The sequence below is a fragment of the Frankia sp. R43 genome (assembly GCF_001306465.1).
GTDB classification, from domain to species: domain Bacteria; phylum Actinomycetota; class Actinomycetes; order Frankiales; family Frankiaceae; genus Parafrankia; species Parafrankia irregularis.
Map to the genome: position 1 here is coordinate 337,828 of NZ_LFCW01000007.1, position 25,375 is coordinate 363,202.

The following is a 25,375-nucleotide window of genomic DNA, read 5'->3' on the forward strand; positions in this document are numbered from 1 at the left end:
ATGACAGGATTCATTCCCGGCTGCCTTCTGGGTATCATTGACATTCTGGCCGACGCAAGAGAAAACATCCCGACAATTTCCTGCCATGCGACCACGCCACGATCAATCCGCGAAACACATCCCCGCCCCCGCGAAATATTTGACGGCAAGCAATATCTTTTCAACGTCGAGGATGCGCGTGACTACCCCGTTCCAGAAAAGGCGTCGCAGACTCTCGCGCTGACAGTCCCCCCGGGCGGCACCATCCGCCTGACGGTCTCAGGCCGGCCGGTTGGGCTGGGCCGAGCCAAGCTGGGCCGAGCTGGGCCGGGCTGATCAGACCGTGAGGCGGGCTTCGGCGAGTGCCGTGCGGCTGAGCTGGTCCGCCGCACGGGTCGTCTCCGGCAGCCGGTAGCGGGGGCACAGGTCGAGCACCCACCGGCAGGCGGAGTCGAGATTGGTCCGATGACCGACCGAGAGGTACACCTCCCGCACACCGTCCTGTGTCCGCAGCGCGGCGCCCACCGCCTCGCCGTCAAGGATGATCGGCGCCCGTTCGCCCCGGCGCGGCCCGGGGGCGGAGTGCTCGCCCACGAACGGGGTCTTCGCCACGCCGATCGTCGGCAGACCCACGGTCACGCCGAGATGGCAGGCCAGACCGAACCGCCGCGGGTGCGCGATGCCATGCCCGTCACACACCAGCAGGTCCGGCGGCGCCGCCAGCTGAGGCAGGACCGCCTCCCACGCCTCGAGCAACGGCGGCAGCTCCCGGAACGACAGCAGCCCCGGAACGTAGGGAAACGTCGCCCGGCCCGCTGCCGTCGCCGAGGCGATCAGCTCCCAGCGCGGCGCGGCGAGGACCACCACCGCTCCCGCGAGCAGATCCGTGTCGGTGTCGTACGCGACGTCGAACCCGGCCACCGTCGCGGCCTGCTCCGGCCCGGGCACGTCGGCCTCCACCAGCCGCCGCAGCTCGGCCTGCAGTGCCTCGGCGTCCTCGACCGTCTCGACCAGCGCGTGGCGGGAGCTCACCGGCCCGGTCTCCCTCAGCGCCCGGGCTGCCGGGTGACGGCTGGCCGGCCCGTGTTCGCGAGGGCGGCGCGGACGTCCATCAGTGCGAAGCCGAGCAGGTTCAGGCCGGGCCACTGCGCCGGGCGACCGGCCCGCTCATCGGAGGCGGCCAGGCCGATACCCCAGATCGCGTCAAGCGGGCTGGCCTCGACGAGGATGTCGGACCCGGTACTCAGGAGGTACCCGCGAAGGCCGTCGTGCTGGCCAAACTTGGCCGTGTTGCCGGCGACGACGACGTCGTGGCGGTGCCGCTCCCAACGGGCATCGTCATATCCGCGGACACGACGGCCGAGCGCCTTCGCGCGCCCCGGGTCCGGCGCGGCCAGGATCTCCTCCGCCGTCTCGTCGTCCCCGAACAGCCTGGCCTTGCGTTCCATCATGAAATGCTCGGCGCTGGCGTACCGGCTGCCCTCCACGGTGAACTCGACCGCCCACCACTGGCTCAGACAACCCGGCCCGATCCCACCGCCCGCCGGTCGCCGATGCCCCCAGAAGTATCGGAACGCCAGTGGCACACCGGCCTCCTCGGCCGCCACCAGTTCGGCCACCGACCGAGGACGATTTCTCGGCCCGACTGCAGATGAAATCTCCGACATCGACATGGCGCTACTCTCCGATTCCAGCCAACCGTACGAAAACCGACCGGGATGGCCCCACCTCACAGAGCTGGAGGGAGGGCACCAGGCCAAAGGGACCAGACAGCGGCATCGCCCATCCACCCAAATTTCCGACGAAAATTTATCCAGTCCACTACCCCTTGGCTACCATTGAGATTCCGGCTGACGCCAGAGAAAACACGCGGACAAGCGCCTCCCGGACATCCACGTCGCGATCAATCCGTTCGAACGACTCAAACCTCGCCGGCCCAAGATCTATTGTGGTAACCCCACCAGATCCATCCGCCCCAACGGCCGAGAACAGGGCAAGGCAGCGATACGCTCGGACGGCTCCGCCTCGCTCCTCTCGAAGGATCGGGTGAAGGAGAACATCTTCTTCCTTGACCTGGCTGCGAAGCGCCTGCACCGAAGTCCAACGCGTTGCCCATCCCTGCGCCTCCGCGTCCGCCTGAGCCACAAGCAGCTCTTCAAAACTAATTCGACAGATTCGAAAGTCAGGATCTGTCGGTCGAACCCTCGGCATTATTCAGTCACTTCCAATCAAAATATCTCGACGTTAATCCGAGTATCTGGATCAATTCGACCGTCATTCACCCTTGCCATCAACTCGTCCAGGCGATGATGCCCCCCAAGGACAATCCCACCCCGGGACACCAGAATTCCGTCCCCCTCCGGAGCATTGTTGATCGAATCCAGAAGTTCCTCGTTACTCAGGTGTTCGTGATACCACTGCGAAGCCGGATCGCGGGTCAACTCGCCTTCAATATACTTACCCGCGAGATCACGCGCTGTCTCTGTACGCGAGTTGCTGTCGGCTTCGGTCGGCTCTGGCACCAACCCGTCTGAAGTCTCTGGCTTCTGCACCTCCGCATCCGCTTTCTCCAACGGGGCGGCAGTAGGTACCTCCTGGATCGGTCTCGGGTTGATGGCTTCACCCTCCCGGACGACGTCCGGTATCTCCTGCTGGACCGATCGCGGGTCGGGAACCTCGTGGGCGGCCAGTTCCGCTGGAAGCTCCGGCTCTGCCACCGGGCTGGAGACCTCGGGCTCAGCGTGCGGACCTGAGGCCTCCGGCCCCGGCACAGGTTCAGCGGCCTCCCGCTCGGCCGATGGAGGCTGTGCCTCAGTCACCACATCGAAGACCAGGTCGGCTTCGGCTGTCTCCGCAGCTTGCCGCGCCGGCTCTCCGCCATCTTGCCCGCCGTCGGGCGCGATGCCAGGCTCCGCCTCACGCGGACTTGTTTCGGCCAGCGTCGCCTCACTCGCGGTGGCCTTCGCCACATCGCTGTCGGCCGTCGACTTATTCTCCGCCGTACCTTCGTTGGTATTCCGCTCCCTTGCTGCGGTGCGACCGTCGATCGCAATTTCCGACGCCGGGTCGTCCGGGCTGTCGAGGAATGCGCGTGCATCGCCGGCGATCGACTCGGCCAGCGCCTCGGAGTCGCTCATGGCGGCTTGGTTGTCGGCTGCGTTGTCGAGGGTCTCGCCGGTGCGCGTTTCGGTGGGTCCGTCGGTCGGCTCGGCGGGTTCCTCGGTCTGGGTTGCCTCAGGTACCGGGGCGTCGTCGGAATCACTCTCGGGCGTCGCCACGTCGTCGATCTCGCCGACGCCGGTGGAGGTGGCGGTATCAGCGGAGATCGGGCCATCCGCTCCCGGGCCATCCGCTCCCGGGTCGTCCGGGTCGTCGAGGAATCCGCGCGCATCGCCGGCGATCGACTCGGCCAACGCCTCGGAGTCGCTCATGACGACAGAGCTGTCGGCCTCACCATCGACGGATTCGTCGTACTCGCCGTCCTGCGGTGTGTCGGTGGCCTCCGTCTCGCCGCCGTGCACCCCGGTGGGCGGTCCTTCGGTGAGGTGCCGCGTCTCCGTCCGCTGCGGCGTCTCGGTGGGCTGCCGCGTCTCGGTGAGCTGCGATGCCTCGGTGGGCTGAGCGTCGATGAATGCCTCGGTGGTGCCCGCGTCGGTCCCAGCTGCCGGGGACTCGGTGTCCTCCGGCGGAACGTTCAGGTCGCGGGAATCCCCGGCGAGCAGGTCGGCTAGCGCCTGCGAATCGCTCTCCTCCGGCCCGACGGAATCCTCGTCGGTGCCGAAATCGCCCTCCGGACCAGCCCACCCTTCCTCGACGAGGCCCGCCGAGTCACCGAGGCCAGCCAGGTCACCGACGCCTTCGACACTCATGTCACCGCCTCCGCCTGCGGGCTCTTTCGCCCGCGGCCAGCCGGCGGTTTCTCGAAGAGCCGGACGATCGGGTCGAGCTTGCCGACGCAGGCGCGGGCGAAGGCCCGGCGCAGGTACAGCCTGCCGGCCGCGCCGGCCACCTCGACCTGCGCCGCCGTGAGCCCGCTCGCGTCGGGATCACCGACCGCCACCCGGTGGCTGCCGGTGGCATTCGCCGGATGCTCCCGGAAGACACGCATCTGTTCGACGACGTCCGCGCCGTCGAGGATCAGCCCACGCCGAGCCCACCGCTCGGTGTGTGGATGCGGGCCCCCGGGGGATCCAGGCTCGGCCTGTGCGACGGCGGCGTCCAGATGGCCTCGGACGTCGTGCCACCGGTAGACGCCAGCCTGGAAGCGGCGATGGTCCTCGGTGGGGGGTGGGCGCAGGCCCAGCCGGGCGGTGAGGTCGGCCAGGATGTGGTCGGCGAGGTCGGCGGGGTCGAGCCAGCGGCGCAGCAGCGGGCGGCGGGCGTCGACGGCCCGTTCGACCGCATGGGCCAACGCGCAGTCACGCTGGCGCGGCGGCAGCCGCAGCAGCCACTCCGACAGTGCCGGGGCCGGGTCGACCGGATGCACCCCGGCGACGGTCGCGGCGACGACCGCCTCCACCCACAGGACGAGCAGCGGGGACGTCGAGTCGTGCCGGGCCTCGTTCATCGCGCGCAGTGTGCAGGGGGCCGTCCGGCAGTCCGGTGGGCACAGGTCGCTGCGTGCCGCCCGCAGCGGTGGCAGGTGGCTCGCCCGTTCGGTGGACTCCGACCGCTCCCCGTGGCCCATCCGCACCAGCAGCGGCCGGTCCATGCCGTCCAGAGCGACCGCCGCCTGGCCGGGCGGCAGCGCGACCACATGCTCGGACTGTTCCTCGCGCAGGTTCATGGTCGCCCCGACGCTGGCCCGGTCGTCGGCGGCAGGCAGCCGGTGCATCACCTTCAGCGCCGTGTTCTTCAGGACATCCGGAATGATCTTCGAGGGGATCTGCTCGACGACCACGACGCCTTCGCCGTAGGCGCGGATCTCGGCGAGCAGGCCGGCGAACAGCTCGACCGCGTTGCCGGCCGGGCCGTCGGCGTCGCGGCGCAGCAGCCGGTGCGCCTCCTCGATCACCAGGACGTGCCGGAGCCGGTCGTCGCCCGGCGCCGGCGGGTTCGTCCGCAGGTACTCGACGATGCGGATCAGGACGACGCCCATGAGGAACGCCTTGTCCTGGTCGCTGGTGACGCGGTCCAGCTCCAGCACGACGTTGCCGCGCAGCAGCGCACCGACGTCCAGTGGATGCCCGCCTTCGAAGAAGCGGCCCGGCGTGCCCTCACGCAGCCCCCGCAGGCGCACGTCGACCAGGCCGCGGACGTTGTCGCGGACCTCCCGGCCGTAGCCGATGTCGTCGACGACCCGCTGCGCGACGACCCGCAGCTCACCGAGGGTCGGGTAGCGGGCACGGACGTCGCGGGGCACCTCGTCGACGAACAGCTTCGGGCGCCGCCCGGGGCGCGGCTCGCCGGTGACCATGTCCCAGCCGGTGTTCGCGTAGACCTCGGCGAGGGCGATCGAAAGGATCTGCGGCACCGGGTTGTCGGCGTTGAACGCGGCCAGGAACAGCTCACGGACCAGGTCGGCGTGGCTCTGCAGCGGGTAGCCGGGCTCGGGTTCGAGCGGGTTCAGGCAGCCCGGCGGATCGTCCGGCACCCCGGGGCGCAGGACGGTCACCGTGTCGTCGGCGCGGATCCGGCCGGCCATCCGCGCGTATTCGGCCTTCGCCGGCTCGATGACCAGCCACGGCACCCGGTCGCCGGGCCGCTCGGGAGCGGACAGCTCGGTCAGCAGCGTGCGGGCGGTCTGGGACTTGCCCGAGCCCGTCGCGCCACAGAGGAAGGCATGCCGGTTCAGCGTCGGGCGGGTCACGACGAACGTGCCGGCGTCGGCGTAGGCCGGGTCGAGGACCGTGCCGATCGGGAAGCCGTCGTCGTCGGTGCGGTCGCGGGTGACGTCGAACCGGTGCGGTGTGAGCAGCCGGACGCCCGGGAGCTCGCGGGCCGGCGGGCGGGCGAGCGCGGCGAGCAGCTCGCTGGAGGCGGCGAACGGTGCGGTGGGGACGAAGATGTCCGCGAGATCGAACGGGTCCGGCGGGCCGGGCTGCCAGCCGCCCTGTGCGGCGTACGGCGGTGTGTCATGCCCCGGTGGCTCGGCGGCGGCCTCGGCCAGGCTGCCGGGACGGCCCGAGGGCACCAGGGTGTACGGCAGGCCACCGAGCTCCGCGGCACCGCACAACAGTGACGCGGCGGCCCCCGCACCCGCGGCTGTGTCGGACCCGACCAGCACCCGGACGTCCCACATCCCCGCACCGCCGTAGCGGGCGAGCTCGCGGTAGCGGGCCTCGGCGCGTTCCAGCTCCGCCCACCGGGAGCCCTGCGCCGCCTCGCGCAGCATGGGGATGCCGATCTCGAGCCGGTCCTTGTCCGCCTGGACGAGGTCGGCGGGCCGTGGCCGCGCGAGCACCATCCAGGCGAACGGGTGGGCGAGATGTGCGGCATGTTCGTCGAACGAGCCGCGGCGATGCTGCCAGATCTCCTCGTCGGGCAGTGACCAGAGGGCGTCGGGTGCCCCCAGGCAGGGCAGCCACACCGGGAACTCGGCGAACAGCCGGTCGACCTCGCCGCCGGCGGCCTCGACGCCGCTCGCGCCCGGCGGGAAGAGCAGCCCGCGGGTGCCGTCCACCCGGGCCGGGCCGGGTGCCGCTCCCGGCAGGAACGGCCGGCCTCCCAGCAGAAAGACGAACCGTTCCTGACCAGGCCTGGCGGCCTGCGCCGTGCGCACCATCGGTTCCGTCGGCTTCTCCGGCAGGCGTAACCACGCGGCGAAGAACAGCGGGCTGCGCGCCCCCGGCATACCTGCACCGGCACCGGCACCGGCACCGGCACCGAACTCATCGGAACCGGCGAACTCGTCCAGGCCGGCGGGGTCATCGGGGCCGTCGATGGCGTCGACGTCGACGTCGACGGCGTCGGCCCCGGACGTGGTCAGGCTCTGGAATGTGGCGTGCATGGAGGTCACCGCGGCGAAAAGCTGCGCGGGGGCCGGATCGCGAACCTGCGGATCCTCAGGCGGCCGAGGTGCGGAGACCAGGCGGTAGGCCCGGACGCCGCCGAGAACGCCACCGGCGCTGGACCGGCCCCCCGCCCGACCCGGAATCAGCCGGCCGGACATGCCCGGCCGCCCTTCCCACAGTGGCTCCTACCGCGGCGCGACCAGCGCACCTTCTCGACGACCACGATGCCCCCGCAATCCTGGCCTCGCGCCCGAGGCGCCACCGTGGCGCCTCATCTGCAGCCCGACCTGCATCGTCACCGTGGACTCTGGCAAGCACGGGAGACAACGGCCGATGCATCCAGATTGTTCCACAGAGTGATCCCGGGAAATCGGGCTGGACCTGGTCACAGGCTGCCAGGCTGCGGCACCATATCTCCCTCCGCCGCCGCCGGCGTCGCCGCCACCGCGACGGTTGTCGCCGAGCAAGAAGTGAGGATTCTGGCTGCTACAGCAACCGGAATCCTCCCTTCTTGCGGATTGTCAAGCGACTCCGTGCCGCAATTGCCCGCATTAGCCTGCTACACGCTCCAGAACAATCCAGATCCTCGGTTCTCTGGACGGACTCGGCCACGGGAGGCGAGTGATCGCCACAGGCGCTGAGGCGGCGTACTAGATGTACATGCCACCGTTGACGCCGATGATCTGGCCGGTGATGTAGGCCGCGTCGTCGGAGACGAGGAACGAGACGGCGCCGGCGATGTCGGCGGGCGTGCCGGCCCGGCCGAGCGGGACCATGTTGCTGACCGCCGCGAGGAACTGTTCCGCGCCGCCGGCCTGACCCGCCTCGCGGTGCGACATCGGGGTGTCGACAAGCGTCGGCGGAATCGTGTTGACGGTGATGCGGTGCTCGGCGAGCTCCCGGGCCAGCGCCTTGGTGAGGCCGATGACCCCACCCTTGCTCGAGACGTAGTGGGCCATCGCCGGCGCGCCCGACTGCGCGCTCGAGGACGAGATCGTGACGACCCGGCCGTACTTCGCCTCGATCATGTCCGTCACCGCGGCCTGGATCGTGTGGAAGGCGCCGGTGAGGTTCACCGCGATCATCCTGTCCCAGGTCTGCTGGTCGAGCTGCACGAACGGGACCATGTTCGAGATGCCGGCGTTCGCGACGACGATGTGGATCGGCCCGAACCTCTCCCTGACCGTCGCGTAGGCGGCCTCGATCGAGGCACGGTCGGAGACGTCGACGGTAAGCGGGAGGGCGGTGCCACCGGCCCCGGTGAGCTCGGCGGCGAGCTTCTCGACCTTGTCCCCCTGCCAGTCGAGCATCGCGACCTGGTGACCGTCCGCCACCAGCCGGGTGGCGATCCCAGCGCCGATGCCCTCGGCGGCGCCTGTGACGACTGCGACCCGAGCCATGCGTTTCTCCCTACTGGACACCGAGTTTTGACGCGTGTAAAAGTACGTCCATGAGCGGGGCGGGGCAAGAGATCCGGGCGCGGGGCTCCCGCGCACACGAGACACGTGACCGGATTGTCGATGCCACGATCCAGCTCCTGGCCCGAGAGGGGTATGGCAGCATCACGACACGGCGCATCGGAGAGGTCGCCGGCGTCAAGTACCAGCTCGTCCACTACTACTTCGCGTCGATGGAGGATCTCTTCATCGAGGCGTTCCGGCGCGGGGCCGAGGAAAACCTCGCACGCCTGGCCGAAATCACTGACGGCGAGGCATCGCTACGCAGGTTCTGGAAGGTCAACTCCGACGCCGGTGCCAGCAGAGTCATGGTGGAGTTCGTCGCTCTGGCCCAGCGTCACCCCGCGCTGCGACTCGAGATCGCGACCTACGCGCGACGTTTCCGCGCCGCCCAGCTCGAGTTCGCACGCGCCGCCCTCGCCCACGAGTCGCTCGCTGCCGACCACATACCGCCGGTGGTCATCCTCCTGCTCACCACCGGCCTGGCGCAGCTCGAGGCGCACGACCGTCTGATCGGTCTGACCGACGGGCACGACGAGACCCGCGCCTGGATCGAGAACTGGCTCGCCGCCAACACCACCCCGGTAAAGGAATGAGACGACGCATGACCGCCACCGACCTCTACTGGGACCCGTTCCGCCACGACATCTGGGTGGACCCGTACCCCGTCTACCAGCGCCTGCGTAACGAGGCCCCGGTCTACTACAACGAGGAGCACGACTTCTACGCCTTCGCGCGTTGGGACGACGTCGACCGCGGCCTGCCTGATGTCGAGCATTTCAGCAACGCCCGCGGCAACATCTACGAGTTCATCAAGTCAGGCATCGAGATGCCCCCGGGCAGTGTGATCTTCGAGGACCCGCCGAGCCACGGCATCCACCGCCGCCTGGTCTCACGCCTGTTCTCGCCGGGCGCCGTCAAGGCCCTGGAACCGAAGATCCGTGAATATGTCGCCGGCCGGCTCGACCCGGTGCAGGGCGGCGACGGCTTCGATGTCATCGACATTCTCTCGGACAAGGTGCCGATGCGCGTCATCGGCATGCTCGTCGGGATTCCCGAGGAGATGCAGCAGTCGGTCCGTGACCAGACCGTCGCCCACCTCAAGACCGAGGAGGGCGGCAAGCTGGACGCGGAGGCGTCGCAGATCTCCACCGACATCTTCGAAAGCTACATCGACTGGCGCATCGCCAACCCCGCCGACGACATCATGACCAAACTCCTCAACGTGGAGTTCGAGGACCACGACGGCACCACCCGAAAGCTCACCCGCGACGAGATCCTGGTCTACTGCGCCGTCATCGCCGGTGCGGGGAACGAGACCACCGGCCAGCTCATGGGATGGATCGGCAAGATCTTCGGCGAGGAGAGGAACCACGCCCAGTACCAGGAGGTCGTCGCCGACCCGTCGCTGGCCGGCAAGGCGGTGGAGGAGGTCCTCCGCCTGGAGCCGGTCGGCCACGCCGTGGGGCGGTACGTGACGAAGGACGTGGAGTTCCACGGCCAGACCATTCCCGAAGGAAGCACCGCCCTGTTCATCGTCGGATCCGCCGGGCGCGACGAGACCAAGTTCGACAACGCCGACGACCTCGACATCCACCGTGACGTCACGCAGCAGCGCAGCTTCGGCTACGGCCTGCACTACTGCCTCGGCGCGAATCTCGCCCGCATGGAGGGACGCATCGTTCTCGAGGAGCTGGTGAAGCGTTTCCCGAAGGGGTGGGACGTCGACTGGGACGGCGCCAGGCTCGCGAGCACCTCGACGGTGCGCGGCTGGGAGAAGCTTCCGATCGTCCTGCGGAAGTAGGGGCTGCACACCGGGCTCAGCACCGGACTCAGCACCCGGCTCGGTGCTCAAGCCACTCGCGGTAGGTGGTCTTCGCGAGGACGGCACCCTCCCCAGCGATGAGGGCGTCCCCCGGCACCGCGGAGAACAGGCCCGCGCGGTCATCGGTGATGACCGCGCGGTGGTCACCGTGCGCCGCCAGGGTGATCCGGCCGAGCTCGTCAAGCGCGAAGACCTCGGGGCCGGCGATGTCGCGAGTGCCCCGCAACGGAGCACCGACACAGACGTCGGCCACCGCATCGGCGACGTCCGCCGCGGCGATGGGCTGCACGGGCGTGGCCGGCAGCCGCACGACGCTTTCGTCCGCGGTCCAGGACAGCACCGTGTCGACGAACTCGAAGAACTGCGTGGCGCGGACGATGGAGTACGGGACGGGCCCCGCCTTGAGGATGTCCTCCTGTAGCACCTTCGCGCGGTAGTGGGCCACCTCCGGCACCTGGTCGACGCCGACGATCGACAGGATGGCCGCGTGGCCGACGCCGCCCGCCTCGGCGGCCGTCAGCATGGTGTCCATCGTCCGCCGGAAGAACGCGGGCGAGGCATCGTCGAACGTCGGCGAGTTGGTCAGGTTCACCGCGACGTCGGCGCCTTCCAACGCCTCGGGCAGGCCCTGCCCGGTGGCCAGATCCACGCCGGTGGACCGCGAGAGCGGCCTCACATCGTGCCCACCCGCCGTCAGCATCCGGACCACCTGGGAACCGATGAGCCCGGTGCCGCCGATGACAGCGATCTTCATCTCCCGTGCCTCCCTGGTCGTCGGACGACGTCCGGCCGCAGCGCGGCCGGCACCCGCCACGACAGGCCTACCCGTCGACGGCGACCGACAGACCGCGGACACGCTCACCGCTCACCGCTCACCGCTCGACCGGCGACCGGCGACCGGCGACCGGCGACCGGCGACCGGCGACCGGCGACCGGCGACCGGCGACCGGCGACCGGCGACCGGCGACCGGCGACCGGCGACCGGCGGAGTCTGACGCGGACGCGGACCGCTCGCCAAGTACAGCTTTTCCACCAACTAAGTTGACAAACAGCTGACTTAAATGCTTCAGTGAGCAGGTCACGGCGCCAGCCCGGCCCCCTCGGGGCCGCCACTCCCCGCCCTTCTCCCTTCTCCGTCGCGCAGGGCGCCGCGCGCGGCCATCCACGTTCACGAGGAGTCCCGTGTTCCCGCCTGCCCTCCGGGCTGGCCGAGGCCGGCCACGCCGCGCTGCGGTTCTGACAGTGATGTCCACCTTTTTCGCCGTCCTCGCGCTGGCCGCCTGCGGCTCGGACGCCGACTCAGCCAGCTCGGCGGGCGCACCGACGACGGCCGTGACCAGCTACCCGACCACGATCCCGGCCGACACCACGCTGCGCGTCGGCGACCAGAACCAGCTCAAGGCCACCCTCGACCTGGCCGGGCAGAGCACCGGCACGCCGTACAAGGTCGACTGGTCGACGTTCGCCTCCGGACCGCTGCTGCTGGAGGCGTTCCGGGCGAGCGCGGTGGACATCGGCGTCGTCGCCGACACGCCGCCGGTGATCGCCGCGGCCTCCGGGCAGGACCTCGCGGTGATCGCCGCCTGGAACAACCCGCCCGGGCAGCTGGCCCTCACCACCAAGCCCGGCAGCCCCATCCGCTCGGTCGCGGACCTGAAGGGCAAGAAGGTCGCGATCACCACCGGGACAATCCTGCAGGCCTACCTGCTGCGGTCGCTGGACTCCGTGGGCCTGGAGCAGAAGGACGTCAGCATCGTCAATCTGGCGATCACCGACATCTCGGCCGCGCTGGCCCGCGGCGATGCCGACGCCGGCGTGACGGTCGAGCCGCTCTCCACGGCCTACCTGCAGGCCAACCCGACCGCGCACAAGATCGACGGCGCCGACGCCTCGCCGATGGTGCAGTACCTGATCACCACCCGCAAGGTGCTGTCCGACCCGGCGAAACAGGCCGCGCTCGGTGATTTCATCCAGCGCTGGGTGAAGGCCGTCGACTGGCGTGACAGCCACACCGAGGAATACATCGACAAGTACTACGTGGAGCAGCTGAAGGTACCGGTCAGCACGGCGAAGGTGCTGGTGGGAACGGGTGTTCCCTCGACCTTCGTCCCGATCGACGCGACCAGCATCGGCGGCGCGCAGAAGCTCGCCGACCTCTTCTACAGCAGCGGCGTCCTGCCCAAGAAGGTCGACATCTCGAAGGTTTTCGACGCCCGTTACAACTCGGCGGTCAAGGAGGCCCAGAAGTGACCATCATCAGCGAAACCGCGAACGTGGACGAATCCCCGTCGGAGGTCGGCCTGGACATCCGACCGATGTCCGGCTACATCGGCGCCGAGATCTTCGGAATCGACCTGACCGGGCCGATCGAGCCCCAGGTCGTCGCCGAGGTCCGGGCCGCCCTGCTGAAGTGGAAGGTGGTGTTCTTCCGCGACCAGCACATCACCCCCGCCCAGCAGATCGCCTTCGGCCGGCTCTTCGGCCAGGTCACCCCGGGGCACCCGACCCTGCCGACACTCGAAGGCCACCCGGAGGTCTTCCCGCTGGACTCCCGGGCCTACGCGGACGTCTCGTCCGAATACCAGGTCCGCAGCCTGTGGCACACCGACGTGACGTTCGTGCACAACCCGCCGATGGGCTCCATCCTGCGCGGCGTGGTCATCCCGCCCTACGGTGGCGACACACAGTGGACGAACCTGGCCGTCGCCTACGAGACGCTGTCGAAGCCGATCCGGGACCTCATCGACGGTCTGCACGCGGTGCACGTCAACCAGATCATTCTGGAGCGTGGTGACGGCAGCAAACTGCAGAAAATGTTCACCAGGACGTCCTACGAGACGGTGCACCCGGTGGTGCGCGTTCATCCGGAGACCGGCGAGCGGGTCCTATTCGTCAGCCCGAACTTCACCCAGCGGATCGTCGAGCTTTCCAACACCGAAAGCCAGCGGGTCCTCGACCTTCTGTTCAGCCACCTGGCGACACCGGCGTTCACCGTCCGGTTCCGGTGGCAGCCCGACAGCATCGCCTTCTGGGACAACCGTGCCACCGCCCACCTGGTCCCGACCGACTACGGCCACCTCGGCTTCGACCGGGTGATGCACCGGATCACGATCGCCGGCGACGTCCCGGTCGGTGTGGACGGCAGCCCGTCCGAGTCGCGCGAAGGCGAGTCCTTCGCGTGAGCACCTCGCTCGTCCTCGGTGGCCGCGGCGGCAACGCCGAGGCCGGGACCGGGACCGAGGCCGCCGGGACAGGGACCGGCCGGGCCACAGCCGGCGGAGCCACAGCCGGCGGAGCCGGTGACGCTGTGGCGACGTCCGGGGTGGTCGTCGCCGCTCCGGCTCCCGGTGCGGCGGGGCCGGGCCGGGTCGCGCTCGCGCTCGCCGACCCGGACCGCGCCCGCCGCAGGCCGGTACCGAAATGGCTGCGCCGGATGCTCGGGCCGGTGCTCCTGGTCGCCTTCTGGCAGATCGGCTCGTCGACCGGCCTGATCCAGGCCGACATCCTCGCCGGGCCGTGGACGGTGCTGCACACCGGCTACGACCTGGCGGCGGACGGCACCCTGGGCGAGAACCTGGTGATCTCCCTGCGCCGGGTCGCGCTCGGGCTCGCGCTCGGGGTGGGTGTCGCCGTGGTGCTCGCCCTGGTGTCCGGGCTGTTCCAGCTCGGCGAGGACCTGGTGGACGCACCCGTGCAGATCCTGCGGGCGGTTCCCATCCTCGGCCTGGTGCCGCTGGCGATCGTCTGGTTCGGCATCGGCGAGCAGGTGAAGGTGTTCCTGGTCGCGCTCGGCACCGCGTTCCCGGTGTACATCAACACCTTCGCGGCGATCCGCGGCGTGGACAGCCGGTTCGTGGAGCTGGCCCGCACCGTCCGGCTCGGCCGCCTCGGACTGATCCGCCGGGTGGTCCTGCCCGGCGCGCTGCCCGGGTTCCTCGTCGGCCTGCGGTTCGCGTTCACGATCTCCTGGCTCATCCTCGTGGTGAGCGAGCAGATCAACGCCTCCAGCGGGATCGGCTACCTCATGGACCAGGCGCGCACGTTCGGCCAGACCGACGTCATCGTCGTCGGTCTCGCGGTCTACGGCGTCCTCGGCCTGCTCTCCGACGCCCTTGTCCGGCTGCTCGAACGCCGCGCGCTGGCCTGGCGCCGCGGTCTGGAGGCGACGTGACCACCACAGCAGTTGCGACCCCCGACGCCGGCCCTGCTCTCACCGACGTCACGCCGCGCTCCTGGTCGCAGGCGGCCGGCGGTACGTCCGAGCCCGCGGTGTGGGTCCGCGGGGTGCGGCGCGAGTTCGCCGGCAGGCAGGTGCTGGCCGGCGTCGATCTGGACATCGCGGCGGGTGAGTTCGTCGCGCTGCTCGGCCGGTCCGGCTCGGGCAAGAGCACCCTGCTGCGCATCCTCGCCGGTCTCGACACGGAAGCCACCGGGCAGGCGACCGTCCCCGAGCGGGGCGCCGTCGTCTTCCAGGACCCGCGGCTGCTGCCGTGGGCCCGGGTGCTGGACAACGTGGTCCTGGGTCTGCGGGCCCGTGACGCACGCGCCCAGGCCACCGCGGCGCTGGCCGAGGTCGGCCTCGGCGGCAAGGAGCGGGCCTGGCCGGCGACGCTGTCCGGCGGCGAGGCCCAGCGGGCGGCGCTGGCCCGGGCCCTGGTCCGCTCCCCCGGCCTGCTGCTGCTCGACGAGCCGTTCGGCGCGCTCGACGCGCTCACCCGCATCCGGATGCACAGCCTGTTGCGCGACCTGTGCCGGCGCCACCGGCCGGCCGTGCTGCTGGTGACGCACGACGTCGACGAGGCGATCCTGCTCGCCGACCGGGTCGCCGTCCTCACCGACGGCCGCCTGTCGCTGGACGAACCGGTCCGGCTCGGGGACGTGCGCACCCGCGCCAACCCCGAGTTCGCCGCCCTGCGGGCCCGCCTGCTGGCCGAGCTCGGTGTCGCCGACGACGAGGCCGAGCAGGGCGACGCGGAGCAGCAGGTCGACGCGGAGCAGCAGGACGGCTCTGAGCAGGGCGACGCCGAGCGGGTCGAAGGCCGGTAGCCGTGCCGCCGACATCGCCGTCGGCTCTGCCCCCGGCCACGCCGGCAGGGCCGACGGCGGTCCCCTCACCACCGACCTCGCTCCCCCTGTCACCGCCCTCGGTGGAGGCCGGGCCCCGGACGGCCGCCGCGCCGCGGGCCGAGGACGCACGGCTGCGGCTCCTGCTCGCGGCGGAGCGGCTCTACGCGGAGCAGGGACTGGAGGCGGTGTCGCTGCGGCACATCTGCCGGGCCGCCGGCAACGGCAACAACAACGCCGTGCAGTACCACTTCGGCGGTGAGCGGGGCCTGCTCGCCGCGATCGTCGCCTACCGCGTGCCGCCGCTCGACCGGCGCCGAGCCGAGCTGCTGGCCGCGGCCCGGTCCCGCGGCCGGAACCAGGCCGCCGGGGAGCCGACCGCGGACGGGCCGACTGCCGGGGAGCTGGCTGCCGGGGAGCTGATCGTCCGGGAGCTTTTCGACGTCCTGATGCGCCCGCTCGCCGAGGAGGCGCGCCGGCCGGACAGCTGGTACGTCGGCTTCCTCAGCCGGTTCAGTGCCCATCCGCCGCGAGTCCACCCGTGGTGGGCCGGCGGCAGGCCGGCGGGAGCGGTCGGGCACGAGGTGTCCCTGACGATTCTGGGGCTGCTGTCGGGGGTTCCCGAACCGCTGCGACCGCTACGGCTGTCCCACCTCGTCCGCCTGTGCCTCACCGCTCTCGCCGAGTACGGCCAGCTCCCCGCGGAGAGCACGGAGGCCGCCGAGATTCCGGAAGGACCGGAGAATCCGTACCCGGGCACCGGTGCCGACGTCTCCTACGAGATCTACGTCGCCGACCTGTTCGACATGGCAGCGGCGGCCCTCATCGCACCGGCATCCACCACCGCCGCCACCACCACCCGGACCGCACCCGACCGCCCGTGACGTCTCCGTTGTCGGGCCACCGAATCCTCGCGGCGGCTGCGGGAGCGGGGCGGAGCCCCCATCTGCCCGGCCGTGGTCCGGGGCCGGGCCTGGGAACTCGGTCGGGTGCATGGATTGAGTCGGGTTCCTAGTCGAGGAACTGCCAGAGGGGATCATGCCCGGTGAACCGGTGCAGCAGGGGGAACGACTGATCCGAGATCGACAGGCCTGTTCTGCCGAGCGGGAACCCCCAGAACGATGGGCCGTCGAATCCCTTCAGGGTGAACCGGTCGAGATCCCAGTTGTCGGTGGTCTCGAAAACGCCGTTGTGAGAGATCATGCGCACGGTGACGCCGGCCACGTCGCAGGAGTCGACGGGGATCGTCGGGCTGCCGTAGTCGAGCGTGATCAGGCGGTGCTCGTAGCTGGGGACACCGCCGGTAATGTGCGCGAGGTCGACACCGCCACGGGACCTCGTGACCAGGGAGATGATCACCTCGGAGTTGCCGCGGAGGTCGTCCTCACCCGAGCCGAGGTCCGCCTGGAACGATTGCAGCGGTGTGCATTCGCCGATCGGCCTGGCGAGCGCGGGTGACGAGCCCGCGAACGTGAGAGCCGCCGCCAGCAGCGGCACACCGACGGCGGCCAGCACGCACCGGCGGAGCCGGGAAGCCCTGATCAAGATCATAAGATGTCCTCTCCTTGACTGCGATCAACCGACGACAGCAAGTCTGCGATCGATCACACTGGGCAACATCCCGGATCTCCGGGCCCTCTCGGGAGGGGAACCTTCTAGGCGGTCGTAGGGGTGGCAGGATGACGGCGTGCTCCGGGATCGGCCCAGTTCTGGGCGCGGAGCCGCCGATGAGCGAGCTGATGCCACGGCCGGGTCCCGTCCGGGCACGGTGGCGCCGGGCTGTCGCCCCGCTCGGCGCCGCGCTGCTGCTCGCGACCATGCTCGCGCTGTCCGGCTCCCCCGGGGTGGCCAGCCTGCCGCTGCGCGCCGGCGGCCTCTCACTGCTGTTGGCCGGCCTGCTCGCCCGCAGGCCCACCGTCACGCCGGCAGTCGCCCGGCTCCTGGTCGCCAGCGGCCTCAGCATGTTCCTCGGGGACCTCACCTACAGCGAGAACCCGGCCGTGTTGGCGGTAGGTGCCTGTCTCGCCTACCTCTACGCGGGGCTGATCGCCCATTTGGCGCTCGCGCTGCCGACCGGCCAGCTCCATGGCCGCCTCGACCGGATCCTCGTCGGCCTCTCCTACGCCGCCTGCGTGGGCACCCAGGTCGCGTGCTACCTGGTCGACCACGCCGGCAGGCCCTGGCTGGAGGACGGACCGCGCAACTCACCGCTCGCACGGGCGTCGAGCCTGACCTACTGCGTCCTGGCATCGGCGGTCGCGGCGCGGCTCGCCGTGCGGTGGGCCCGCGCCAGCAGGCCGTTGCGCCGGATGACCGCCGCGCTGTGGATCGTGCTGCTGCTGGGCACGGCCTTCGCTGTCGGCAGCGGCATCACCAGCCTGGTCGACGGCTCACCCGAACTGCGGCTCGGTCTTGTCGGCGTGGCCGCCCTCGCCGCTGCCACACTGCCGGCGGCGGCACTGGTCGGCCTCGGGCGAGTGCTGGTGGCACGTGGCCGCGTCGCCCGCCTCATCGTCGAGCTGGAGCGGGATCCGGACCCGCGCCGGCTGCGGGACGCCATGGCCGACGTTCTCGGCGACCCCACACTCGAAGTCGCCTACCGGCTCCCGGACGCACCCGGCTGGGTGGACATCACCGGCCGGCCGCTCCCGCCGCCCACCTGCGTCTCCACCGACGGGCATCGGCACCGCACCGTCGTGCACCGGCGCGGCCAGGATCTGGCCATCCTCACGCACGATCCCGCGCTCGCCCGGCAACGGCCGCTGCTCGACGCCGTCCTGGCCGCCGCCGGCCTGGCGCTGGACAACGCCCGCCTGCATGCCAGTGTGCAGGCACAGATCACGCAGATCCGCGCTTCTCGCCGGCGGCTCTCGCAGGCGGCGTTCGACGAACGCCGCCGAATACAACGTGACCTCCATGACGGTGCGCAACAGCAGTTGCTCGCCGGGCTCGTCCTGCTCGACAGCGCCCACCACGCGCTGTCCAGGGCGGACACCCGCTGCCCGGCGACGAGCCTGGCCACCGAACTGGTGACCAGGGCACACCGGCAGACCTCGACCGCGGTCACCCAGCTACGTGACCTCGCGCAGGGCATCTACCCGAGCATCCTCGTCGAGCGCGGGCTCGCCGCTGCCGTGGAGGCGCTGGTCGACCAGGCACCGCTGCCCGTCACCGCGCGGATCCCCCCCGACCGGTGGAACCGCAACATCGAGGTCAACGCGTACTTCGTCATCGCCGAGGCGCTGACGAACGTTGGGAAGCACGCGCAGGCCACGCACGCGGAGGTCCAGGTCACTGTGGACGGCCTGGACGGATCCCTGTGCCTGATCATCGCGGACGACGGCCGCGGCGGCGCCCGTCCCGGGGGCGGCTCAGGTCTGCGCAATCTGCAGGATCGGGTGGCGACCGTCGACGGGGACGTCCAGATGGACAGCCCGGCCGGAGCAGGCACCCGGGTGCGCGTTCGACTCCCCCTCGAAAAGCCGTACCCCCCGGAAAAGCCGTACCCATTGGAGAAACCGTGCGCGTCGTGATCGCCGAGGACAACGGGCTGCTTCTCGACACCCTCAGCACGGCCCTGCGGCAACGCGGAGTCGACGTCGTCGGTCTCGCGGGCAGCCTGCCGGAGGTTCGCCAGACCGTCGACCGGTACCGGCCGGACGTGGTGGTGCTCGACATCCACCTGCCGCCCACGCTCACCGACGAGGGAATCCGTGCCGCGGAGCAGATCCGCGCCGCGCATCCGGGCATCGGCCTGCTTGTCCTGTCCGAACACGCCGAGGCGGTCTACGCCGAACGCCTGCTGGGCCTGCAGGACGACACCCAGGCGATCGGCTATCTCCTGAAAGCCCGGGTCGCGACGCTCTCAGGCCTGGTCGACGCCCTGGAGCAGGTACATCAGGGTGGCATCGTCATCGATCCCGCGGTGGTCCGCCGGCTGCTGGACCGCCGCCGCCGCGACAACCCTCTCGACCGGCTCACCCCCCACGAGCAGCGGGTCCTGTCCCTCGTCGCCGAAGGGCGAGCGAACCGTGGCGTCGCCGCCGCCCTCGGATGCAGCGTCGCCACCGTGGAGAAGCACCTCTCGGCGATCACCGCGAAGCTGCAGCTGCGCGGCGCGGACGACCCGGGTCATCTCAACCTGCGTGTTCTCGCCGTGCTGACCTACCTGCGCAACGCCACCACCGAGGCCCGACCAGGCCCGGGCCACCGGGTCCCGCCACCGACAACGGTCTGACCTGCCGGCCGCCCGGCGGGCGCCGACGCGTCTACCGCAGGGCCTCCAATGACCGCAGCTGTGCGGTGGCGCCCGACTCCGCGGCATGTTCGAGCAGCTCGTCGAAGGTGGGAACCAGTACCTCCAGCAGGTTCGCCACGGCGGCGACCGAGTCGTCGAACTCCGTGCGGGTGATCCCGTACCGGCGGGCGATCGCCAGGGCACGGCGGCGCACCGCGTCAGCCCGCGTCTGCTCGTCGTCGCACCACAGCTGCAGGAAACGGGTGTCCTTCACCTGGAAGGAGCCGAGCCGGTGCAGAGGCTGCAGGGGCGGCCGGCCGAACATGTGGGCTGGGAGCGTCGCCCGCCAGACGCCGTTCGGCAGTTCGGCCAGTACGCCCTGCCCCAGACCGTGGGCCCGTAGCCATTCCACCCAGGTCTGGCGTGCGTCGACGCCACTCTCGCCCAGGAGGGTGTGCACGACCTGGGGCGTCTGGCCACACAGCTCCTCGACGAACCGGTCGCGCTCCTGGGCCGCCTGGGTGAAGGCCAGCACCGCGCCACCTTCCACGAGGACGAGGTGGGCCGGCAGCCAGGCCGCCGCGGCGCCGACCGGATGCAGGTTCCGCAACCTGCTCGGCACGTTGAACCGCTCCCGGTCCGGCCGTGACCCCAACGCCCACACCGCGTCGAACTCGAACGGGCGTACGGAGGTCAGCGGCCTGAACCAGGCACGCCGGTCTCCCGCCTTCGGTTCCGCGTCCGTGACGACGCGCACCGCCGAGTCGTAGTGGACCCGCGGGAACGGGCGATGGGTGAAGGCGTCGAACATCAGCAGCTGACGGCTCTCCTTCAGGACGTAGCGCACCCCGTCCCGGACCGAGGCGCTGCCCAGCTCCGTGGGCCGCAGAACACCCGGCTCCGGGCCGTCCGCCACGAGATGGCCGATGTGAACGAGATGTTCGACCCCTCGGGTCACGAGCGACCGGGACAGCCCGAAGAAACGGGCAAGCTCGTCCGTCGTGCGCAGCAGGCCGTCGACGATGCCTCGCAGCAGAAAGTGGTCGACGACGTCGAAGGGCTGGCTGTCCTCGAAGGTCGCCTGTGCCTCGACCTGCCACAGCGGCCAGCGCACCGAGAAGACACGCAGCGGGCGGATCTCCGGCATCGCCATGACCAGCTCGAGGGCCCGGTAGTCGGGGAACACCAGCCACTCACCGGCTCCGCCCAAGCCGGCTCCACCCAGGCCGGCTCCGCCCAGGCCGGCTCCGCCCGCGCCGGGGGTGCGGGCGCCGGGTGTGCGGGCCGACGCGCCGGTGGACGGGCGGCTCACCGCGTGCGCCCGGCGGCGTCATGCAGCCACATCTCGATCTCCCGGGAACCACGCAGGTCGCCCACCCTCGACAGGGTGACCCGCAGCTCGCCGATGAGGGCACGGAAGCCATCGTCCTGAGATCTCCCGAGGGTTTCGAGATCGCCGACGAGCACGAGCTGCCTGCGAGTACGGGTCATCGCGACGTTGAGGCGGCGTAGCTCGCTGAGGAATCCGACCGTGCCGTTGCGGTTGCTTCGCGTGAAGCCATAGATGATCAGGTCGCGTTCGTTGCCCTGGAAGGCGTCCACCGTGCCGATGTTGTCCTCGACGCTCACGGGGCCACCCAGCCGGCGGACGAGCGTCTGCCGCAGGAGCTGGACCTGCTCCCGATAGGGGACGATCACCGCCCAGTCACGATGGTGGCCGCCGTAGCTGGCGAGCAGCGCCGCGATGAGGTCCGCCTCCAGCCGGTTGCTGATTCCCCCGTTCGCGCCGGCACGGCTTTCGGCGCGCCGTGCCGGCGGCTGATCGGAGGTGTCGACGAACGCCAGCGGGCTGGTGAACAGCGGGTCGGGCCCGGAACCGGGATGGACCGTGGCGAGCACCCCGCCGTAGAAGGCGTTCGAGATGAACGTCGCGACCGTTTCCGGCATTCGGCGCTGCGTCGTCAACGTCACCCCGTGTTCCGCCCCGATCCGCTCGAAGAGCCGCTCGAACTCGCTGCGCCCGACGATGTCCCGGGTCTCGGCCACGGCCGAGGCGGAGATCTCCGTTCCCGGGACGAGCTCCCGCGACCACTGGGCGACGTCGTTGTCCAGATAGGGCGGCAGCTGTTTGTGATCGCCGACGAGCACCGCGCGGCGGGCCCGGACGAGCGGCACCAGCAGGTCGGGCAGGGCGATCTGGCCCGCCTCGTCGACGATGGCGAGATCGAAGTCCAGCCCACTGAGCAGCTTCTTCGTCGAGACCCCGATACAGGTCGCGGCGATGACATCGGCGTAGCCGACCAGTTCGTGCTTGAGCTCCTCGTCCGCGCTGGGGATCCGGCCACGCCAGTCGTCCAGCAGGGACGCACGGGTGCGGGCGAGACCGACCGCGTCGAGCAGCTTCCGCTCCCGCTGCTCCCACCCCGCGACGTCGTCGGTCTCACCGTCCGGACGGGTGAGGCCGCACCCGGCCAGCTCAAGCTCGGCGTACAGCGGCTCCGCGGTCCGCGCGGTGTGGGTGAGCGCCCGCTCACGGCGGCCCCACGCGTGCTCCCGTTCCGCCAGGAGCCGCCCGCCGACGCTGTCCTGGGTCACGAGCAGTGCGACCTGTTCCAGCAGGCCGCCATGCCACGCCCGAGCCGTGGCGAGTTCCTGCTCCGCGGCGTCGACCCGGTCGGCGGCAGCCCGCACCGCCCGGTCGCGCCGGTCGAGGCCGCGACGCCGGATCCCCGCCCACCATCTGGGCACGCGCCGAGCCGCTGCCTTCTCGTACCGGTCCCGGGCCCAGGCGTGACGATCCCGCTGCCGCTCCGTCGCCACGTCCAGCCGATCGATCTCGGCCTGGGCCTGGGCGATCTCCGGTTCGAGCGGCGCCCGAAGCCGCCGGGTGATGTCGTCCAGCTCGGCGTCCCGGGCCCGGACGTCCCGGTCTGCCTGCCGCGCCTCGGCGAGGTGCGCGCCCAGCAGCCCAAGCCGGGCTCCGGCGTCGTCCTGGGTGGCGCCGACGTCGGCGAACGGTGCCAGGGCCGACGTGATCGGCTCGGTGTTGCGCAGGACGTCATCCTTCAGCGCCTCCACCTGGACCTCGGCGGTGAGTTCGCGCGCCGGCCCGGTCAGCGCCTCCGGGTTGCCGACGCGAACGCACCGCAGCTGGCCGGCCAGGCCCCGCAGGACGTTGTCCACGGCCCGGTTGCTCTGTGACGTGACCAGGACACGGCGGGCCCGGCCCTCGCCCGGCCGGCCGGCCGCCGCCTCGGCGATGGCCATCTCGGTGATCGTCCAGGTCTTCCCGGTTCCCGGGGGTCCCAGCACGAGCAGCAGATCGGGCTCGCCCCGTGCACGCTGGAACGCGTCAAGCTGGCTGCGCTCCAGGTCACGGCCCGGGACCGCCGACCGGTCCGGCGGGGCGGAGCGCTGGATACGGTGCTCGGCCAGCGTCGCCAGCAGACGGGGGCTGACCGCCTCGCCGTCGCGCAGGGCCGCCACCGCCCCCAGCTGAGCCCGGTAGACGACGTCGCTCGGCAGCACCGTCAGCGCACCCTGTGCCGGGATGCGGGCGAAGTCCGGAACATCGTCGAACCGGATCGTCATGTCCAGGTTCTCGCTCCGCAGAACCACACCGCGCAGGCCTCGGTCGCCGTTGACCTGAACCTGCGTCCCTTCGGTGATCTGACATCTCTCGACCAGCCGGAACTCGTAGACCCCGCGGGCGGAGAAGCGCTGTTCCCGGGTCGCCCGGCGGGCGCGGTAGAGAACCGGCGTGACGGCGAGCCGGTCCCGTTCGAGATCCCTGGTCCGCAGGACTATGCGTTCGACCGTGTCGAGGTATTCCTGGTGCCGCCCGGGTATCCGGCCGGCCGGCGGGCCGGACGCCCGAAGCGTCGTCCAGGCATCGGCCAGCACCCCGATATGGCTGCTGCTGCCCGCCGGGATGTTCCTGACCTGTGAATGAACGGTCCATCGCGGGCAGCGGACACTCAGGAAACCCTGGGCGAGGCTTCGGTGGTCCTGGAACGACCACCGGCCGACATGATTCAGAAAATAACCGTCGTTGCGGTTCGTGGGGCGCAGCAAAGCGATATGGGTATCGGTGTACAGCCGCAGCGTGGCTGCGGCCTGCCCGGTTTTCGCGTCCAACCGGGCAGGTACGCCGGAGGACATTCTTCGGAGCTGGTCGACGAAACCCTCCGGATCGAGGTCGTCATCGCCCCGGACCCGGGCGCTCGCCATCTTCTCGACCATTCGCGCGCTCGGCACGACGGCGATCCCTCCGGGCAGGGTGACCGCACCGGTCGCCATCAGCGCCCGACCCGGCCGAGGTGGTCGGAACCGGCCCGCAACGCCGTGACGAACGGGCCCGGAAGAGCGGGCCGCCGGCCCGGATCCGGATCCAGCGCCGCGCTCAGGAGCTCCTCCAGGTCGTCTGGCAGGTCGAGACCGAAGGCGCGCAACGGCAGCGGACTCCCGAGAGCCGGAGGTCGTCCGGTCAGGCAGTGGTACGTCATGGCGGCGAGGCGACAGGCGTCGGTGCGGAAACCGACCTCGGCTCCGTGGAGCCCGAGCCGCTCCTGCTCTGGCGAACGGTACTCGGCAGGGCCCTCATCCGGCTGGCGCGCGACGGCGGCCAGTCCGAGGTCACGCAGCGCGGCGCCACCCCCGGGGCCGGGGAGCACCACCGCGTCCGGAGTGAGCGCGCGGTGGCTGTGCCCCGTGTCGTGCAGCCTGGTCAGGACGTCCGCCGCCGCCGCGGCGACAGCGAGAAGCGCGGCGGCGGTCACCCGGTCCAGCGGCCGCGCTCGGGCCGGAGCCACCGGGCCGAACACGTCCCGCCAGGTCCGGCCAGCCGGCCGAGCCGAGACGACCGCGGCCTCGCCTGGACCCACCCGGCCCGCGGCCTTCCGCGGCAGGCCGTTACGGCCGCCGATCCGGTCGAGCAGGCGCAGCTGGGTCTCGATCGCCGCGGCCTGCTCGTCCGCCTGCGGATCGTGCCGGCGGATCAGCACCTGACGGAACCAGGCCGGGCCGGGCCGTGCGGACATCACCATCGCCGCGCCCGTTCGCAGCACCCAGCCGTCGCCCCGCGACTCCTGCGGGTCGCCCTGGAGAAGGCAGTCGCATCCGGCGATCCGAGCTGTCTCGCCGGCGCGTGGGCGCCGGTCGGCCGAGAAGGGGCCCGTCGCGAGCGGGGCTCCGGCGCGTCGCAAGCCCCGCGGCCGGAAGCCGGGATGCCTTCTCCTGCCTCCGCGCCCGGAGGCGATGTGCGTGACCTGGTGTGCGCCGGGTAGTACGCCGCGAGCACCGCTCCCGCCGCGGGCTGGGCGAGCCTGCTCCGCAGACCGGTCTCGTCCCAGATATCGATCCTGGTCGACGTCTCGGCCTCCTGCGCGCGGCGCCATCCATCCCACCACAGCGTAGTCGGATGATCCATGGAGCTGGGGACGCACAGTATCCACTCGTCGATCACATAGCCGTGCGCGCGAGCATCTTTCTGCGCGGAAGCAAATGATTCCCTGATCTGGTCGCGATGCGACCGCACCACCTGCGGCATGAAGTATTTGGACTGCCAGACGATGATCCGGCCGTCGAGCCGGCCGTGGAAGACGTCGATGCCGCCGTCCCCCGGGTTGGCACTCACCTGCCGGGCACCGGGGTAAAAGACGTCCACCAGCTGGGCGACCATCTGCTCGAAGTCAGCCCGGGCGCCCGCCGCGCTGCCGGTGTTCAGCTCATGCGCACGAAAGTTGACCACAAGGTTCTCACGCGGTCCCGACACGCCGGTCGCTCCTCCTCGGGCCAGGGAGCAGGATGCCGCGATAAATCGTACACATCATCCCCCTGGCGGGAATCAACCACGCGCCAG

General features: G+C 70.8%; 22 protein-coding genes. 11 read left to right on the plus strand and 11 right to left on the minus strand.

Annotation, left to right across the window (positions count from 1 at the left end):
- Entirely contained in the window at positions 1-315 is a 315-nt protein-coding gene (locus tag ACG83_RS44610; RefSeq protein ID WP_152991544.1) for a hypothetical protein, read from the plus strand.
- Here ACG83_RS44610 and ACG83_RS28925 read toward each other — a convergent pair whose 3' ends face one another.
- The 5 genes from ACG83_RS28925 to ACG83_RS28945 all read right to left on the minus strand — a co-directional run bounded on the left by ACG83_RS28925 (position 316) and on the right by ACG83_RS28945 (position 8,332).
- A complete protein-coding gene (locus ACG83_RS28925; protein ID WP_054569409.1) occupies positions 316-1,011 on the minus strand; it encodes an endonuclease V in 696 nt (231 codons plus the stop codon).
- Between the two features lie 14 nt (positions 1,012-1,025).
- Positions 1,026-1,646 carry an NADAR family protein gene (locus tag ACG83_RS28930; protein ID WP_054569624.1) on the minus strand — a complete coding sequence of 207 codons (621 nt, stop codon included), beginning with the start codon at positions 1,644-1,646 and terminating at the stop codon, positions 1,026-1,028.
- Between the two features lie 561 nt (positions 1,647-2,207).
- Positions 2,208-3,848 carry a hypothetical protein gene (locus ACG83_RS44615; protein WP_054569410.1) on the minus strand — a complete coding sequence of 547 codons (1,641 nt, stop codon included), beginning with the start codon at positions 3,846-3,848 and terminating at the stop codon, positions 2,208-2,210.
- Complete coding sequence (locus ACG83_RS28940) at positions 3,845-6,928, minus strand: ATP-binding protein (protein WP_152991545.1); 3,084 nt, start codon at positions 6,926-6,928, stop codon at positions 3,845-3,847. Before ACG83_RS28940 ends, ACG83_RS44615 begins: the two co-directional genes overlap by 4 nt.
- Positions 6,929-7,582: 654 nt before the next feature.
- Positions 7,583-8,332, minus strand: a complete 750-nt coding sequence (locus tag ACG83_RS28945) for an SDR family NAD(P)-dependent oxidoreductase (protein WP_054569412.1) — start codon at positions 8,330-8,332, stop codon at positions 7,583-7,585.
- A 50-nt stretch (positions 8,333-8,382) separates the two neighbouring features.
- Here ACG83_RS28945 and ACG83_RS28950 point away from each other — a divergent pair, with 50 nt between their 5' ends.
- Together ACG83_RS28950 and ACG83_RS28955 are read left to right on the plus strand one after the other, a co-directional pair.
- Positions 8,383-8,985 (plus strand): TetR/AcrR family transcriptional regulator, encoded by a 603-nt coding sequence (locus ACG83_RS28950; RefSeq protein WP_054569413.1) that lies wholly within the window; start codon positions 8,383-8,385, stop codon positions 8,983-8,985.
- Positions 8,986-8,993: 8 nt separating this feature from the next.
- Positions 8,994-10,193: a cytochrome P450 gene (locus tag ACG83_RS28955; protein ID WP_054569414.1), complete on the plus strand. Its 1,200-nt coding sequence runs from the start codon at positions 8,994-8,996 to the stop codon at positions 10,191-10,193.
- Positions 10,194-10,221: 28 nt separating this feature from the next.
- On the opposite strand, the gene ACG83_RS28960 is transcribed toward ACG83_RS28955, so the two are convergent.
- On the minus strand, positions 10,222-10,968 hold the full coding sequence (locus ACG83_RS28960) for an SDR family oxidoreductase (RefSeq protein ID WP_054569415.1): 747 nt from the start codon (positions 10,966-10,968) through the stop codon (positions 10,222-10,224).
- Here ACG83_RS28960 and ACG83_RS45545 point away from each other — a divergent pair.
- From ACG83_RS45545 to ACG83_RS28990, 6 genes are all read left to right on the plus strand, one after another.
- Positions 10,952-11,209, plus strand: coding sequence for a hypothetical protein (locus ACG83_RS45545; RefSeq protein WP_161934803.1), 258 nt, complete (start codon positions 10,952-10,954; stop codon positions 11,207-11,209). The two genes, ACG83_RS28960 and ACG83_RS45545, sit on opposite strands and share 17 nt — an antisense overlap.
- A gap of 250 nt (positions 11,210-11,459) precedes the next feature.
- The gene (locus ACG83_RS28970; protein WP_235498254.1) at positions 11,460-12,464 is read left to right on the plus strand and encodes an aliphatic sulfonate ABC transporter substrate-binding protein; all 1,005 of its coding nucleotides are present in this window, start codon (positions 11,460-11,462) and stop codon (positions 12,462-12,464) included.
- Between the two features lie 65 nt (positions 12,465-12,529).
- The gene (locus ACG83_RS28975) at positions 12,530-13,396 is read left to right on the plus strand and encodes a TauD/TfdA family dioxygenase (protein WP_054569625.1); all 867 of its coding nucleotides are present in this window, start codon (positions 12,530-12,532) and stop codon (positions 13,394-13,396) included.
- On the plus strand, positions 13,393-14,385 hold the full coding sequence (locus ACG83_RS28980) for an ABC transporter permease (RefSeq protein ID WP_054569418.1): 993 nt from the start codon (positions 13,393-13,395) through the stop codon (positions 14,383-14,385). The genes ACG83_RS28975 and ACG83_RS28980 overlap by 4 nt, the downstream gene beginning before the upstream one ends.
- Positions 14,382-15,260: an ABC transporter ATP-binding protein gene (locus tag ACG83_RS28985; protein WP_054569419.1), complete on the plus strand. Its 879-nt coding sequence runs from the start codon at positions 14,382-14,384 to the stop codon at positions 15,258-15,260. The genes ACG83_RS28980 and ACG83_RS28985 overlap by 4 nt, the downstream gene beginning before the upstream one ends.
- Before the next feature lie 2 nt (positions 15,261-15,262).
- Positions 15,263-16,162, plus strand: a complete 900-nt coding sequence (locus tag ACG83_RS28990) for a TetR family transcriptional regulator (protein WP_235498255.1) — start codon at positions 15,263-15,265, stop codon at positions 16,160-16,162.
- Between the two features lie 127 nt (positions 16,163-16,289).
- Here ACG83_RS28990 and ACG83_RS28995 read toward each other — a convergent pair whose 3' ends face one another.
- Positions 16,290-16,829, minus strand: coding sequence for a hypothetical protein (locus ACG83_RS28995; protein ID WP_054569420.1), 540 nt, complete (start codon positions 16,827-16,829; stop codon positions 16,290-16,292).
- 176 nt (positions 16,830-17,005) lie between these two features.
- Here ACG83_RS28995 and ACG83_RS29000 point away from each other — a divergent pair, with 176 nt between their 5' ends.
- Positions 17,006-18,811: a sensor histidine kinase gene (locus tag ACG83_RS29000; RefSeq protein ID WP_054569421.1), complete on the plus strand. Its 1,806-nt coding sequence runs from the start codon at positions 17,006-17,008 to the stop codon at positions 18,809-18,811.
- The gene (locus tag ACG83_RS29005; RefSeq protein WP_063793231.1) at positions 18,799-19,515 is read left to right on the plus strand and encodes a response regulator transcription factor; all 717 of its coding nucleotides are present in this window, start codon (positions 18,799-18,801) and stop codon (positions 19,513-19,515) included. Before ACG83_RS29000 ends, ACG83_RS29005 begins: the two co-directional genes overlap by 13 nt.
- A gap of 31 nt (positions 19,516-19,546) precedes the next feature.
- Here the strand turns inward: ACG83_RS29005 and ACG83_RS29010 are convergent, their stop codons facing one another.
- The 4 genes from ACG83_RS29010 to ACG83_RS47065 are packed head-to-tail and all read right to left on the minus strand — an operon-like array spanning position 19,547 to position 25,288.
- Entirely contained in the window at positions 19,547-20,827 is a 1,281-nt protein-coding gene (locus ACG83_RS29010; protein ID WP_083473645.1) for a hypothetical protein, read from the minus strand.
- Positions 20,824-23,814, minus strand: coding sequence for an AAA domain-containing protein (locus ACG83_RS29015; RefSeq protein WP_054569422.1), 2,991 nt, complete (start codon positions 23,812-23,814; stop codon positions 20,824-20,826). Before ACG83_RS29015 ends, ACG83_RS29010 begins: the two co-directional genes overlap by 4 nt.
- Positions 23,814-24,554, minus strand: a complete 741-nt coding sequence (locus ACG83_RS47060) for a hypothetical protein (RefSeq protein WP_235498256.1) — start codon at positions 24,552-24,554, stop codon at positions 23,814-23,816. Before ACG83_RS47060 ends, ACG83_RS29015 begins: the two co-directional genes overlap by 1 nt.
- Entirely contained in the window at positions 24,554-25,288 is a 735-nt protein-coding gene (locus ACG83_RS47065) for a hypothetical protein (protein WP_235498257.1), read from the minus strand. Before ACG83_RS47065 ends, ACG83_RS47060 begins: the two co-directional genes overlap by 1 nt.
- Positions 25,289-25,375 lie beyond the last annotated feature (87 nt).

Bases quoted from the DNA above. Each gene is read 5' to 3' on its own strand.
- ACG83_RS28930 (WP_054569624.1), bottom strand. From the start codon at position 1,646: ATGTCGGAGATTTCATCTGCAGTCGGGCCGAGAAATCGTCCTCGGTCG.
- ACG83_RS29000 (WP_054569421.1), top strand. From the start codon at position 17,006: ATGAGCGAGCTGATGCCACGGCCGGGTCCCGTCCGGGCACGGTGGCGC.
- ACG83_RS44615 (WP_054569410.1), bottom strand. From the start codon at position 3,848: ATGAGTGTCGAAGGCGTCGGTGACCTGGCTGGCCTCGGTGACTCGGCG.
- ACG83_RS28940 (WP_152991545.1), bottom strand. From the start codon at position 6,928: ATGCACGCCACATTCCAGAGCCTGACCACGTCCGGGGCCGACGCCGTC.
- ACG83_RS44610 (WP_152991544.1), top strand. From the start codon at position 1: ATGACAGGATTCATTCCCGGCTGCCTTCTGGGTATCATTGACATTCTG.
- ACG83_RS28975 (WP_054569625.1), top strand. From the start codon at position 12,530: ATGTCCGGCTACATCGGCGCCGAGATCTTCGGAATCGACCTGACCGGG.
- ACG83_RS28960 (WP_054569415.1), bottom strand. From the start codon at position 10,968: ATGAAGATCGCTGTCATCGGCGGCACCGGGCTCATCGGTTCCCAGGTG.
- ACG83_RS28950 (WP_054569413.1), top strand. From the start codon at position 8,383: ATGAGCGGGGCGGGGCAAGAGATCCGGGCGCGGGGCTCCCGCGCACAC.
- ACG83_RS47060 (WP_235498256.1), bottom strand. From the start codon at position 24,554: ATGTCCGCACGGCCCGGCCCGGCCTGGTTCCGTCAGGTGCTGATCCGC.
- ACG83_RS28945 (WP_054569412.1), bottom strand. From the start codon at position 8,332: ATGGCTCGGGTCGCAGTCGTCACAGGCGCCGCCGAGGGCATCGGCGCT.
- ACG83_RS28995 (WP_054569420.1), bottom strand. From the start codon at position 16,829: ATGATCTTGATCAGGGCTTCCCGGCTCCGCCGGTGCGTGCTGGCCGCC.
- ACG83_RS29015 (WP_054569422.1), bottom strand. From the start codon at position 23,814: ATGGCGACCGGTGCGGTCACCCTGCCCGGAGGGATCGCCGTCGTGCCG.
- ACG83_RS45545 (WP_161934803.1), top strand. From the start codon at position 10,952: ATGACAGCGATCTTCATCTCCCGTGCCTCCCTGGTCGTCGGACGACGT.
- ACG83_RS28970 (WP_235498254.1), top strand. From the start codon at position 11,460: ATGTCCACCTTTTTCGCCGTCCTCGCGCTGGCCGCCTGCGGCTCGGAC.
- ACG83_RS28955 (WP_054569414.1), top strand. From the start codon at position 8,994: ATGACCGCCACCGACCTCTACTGGGACCCGTTCCGCCACGACATCTGG.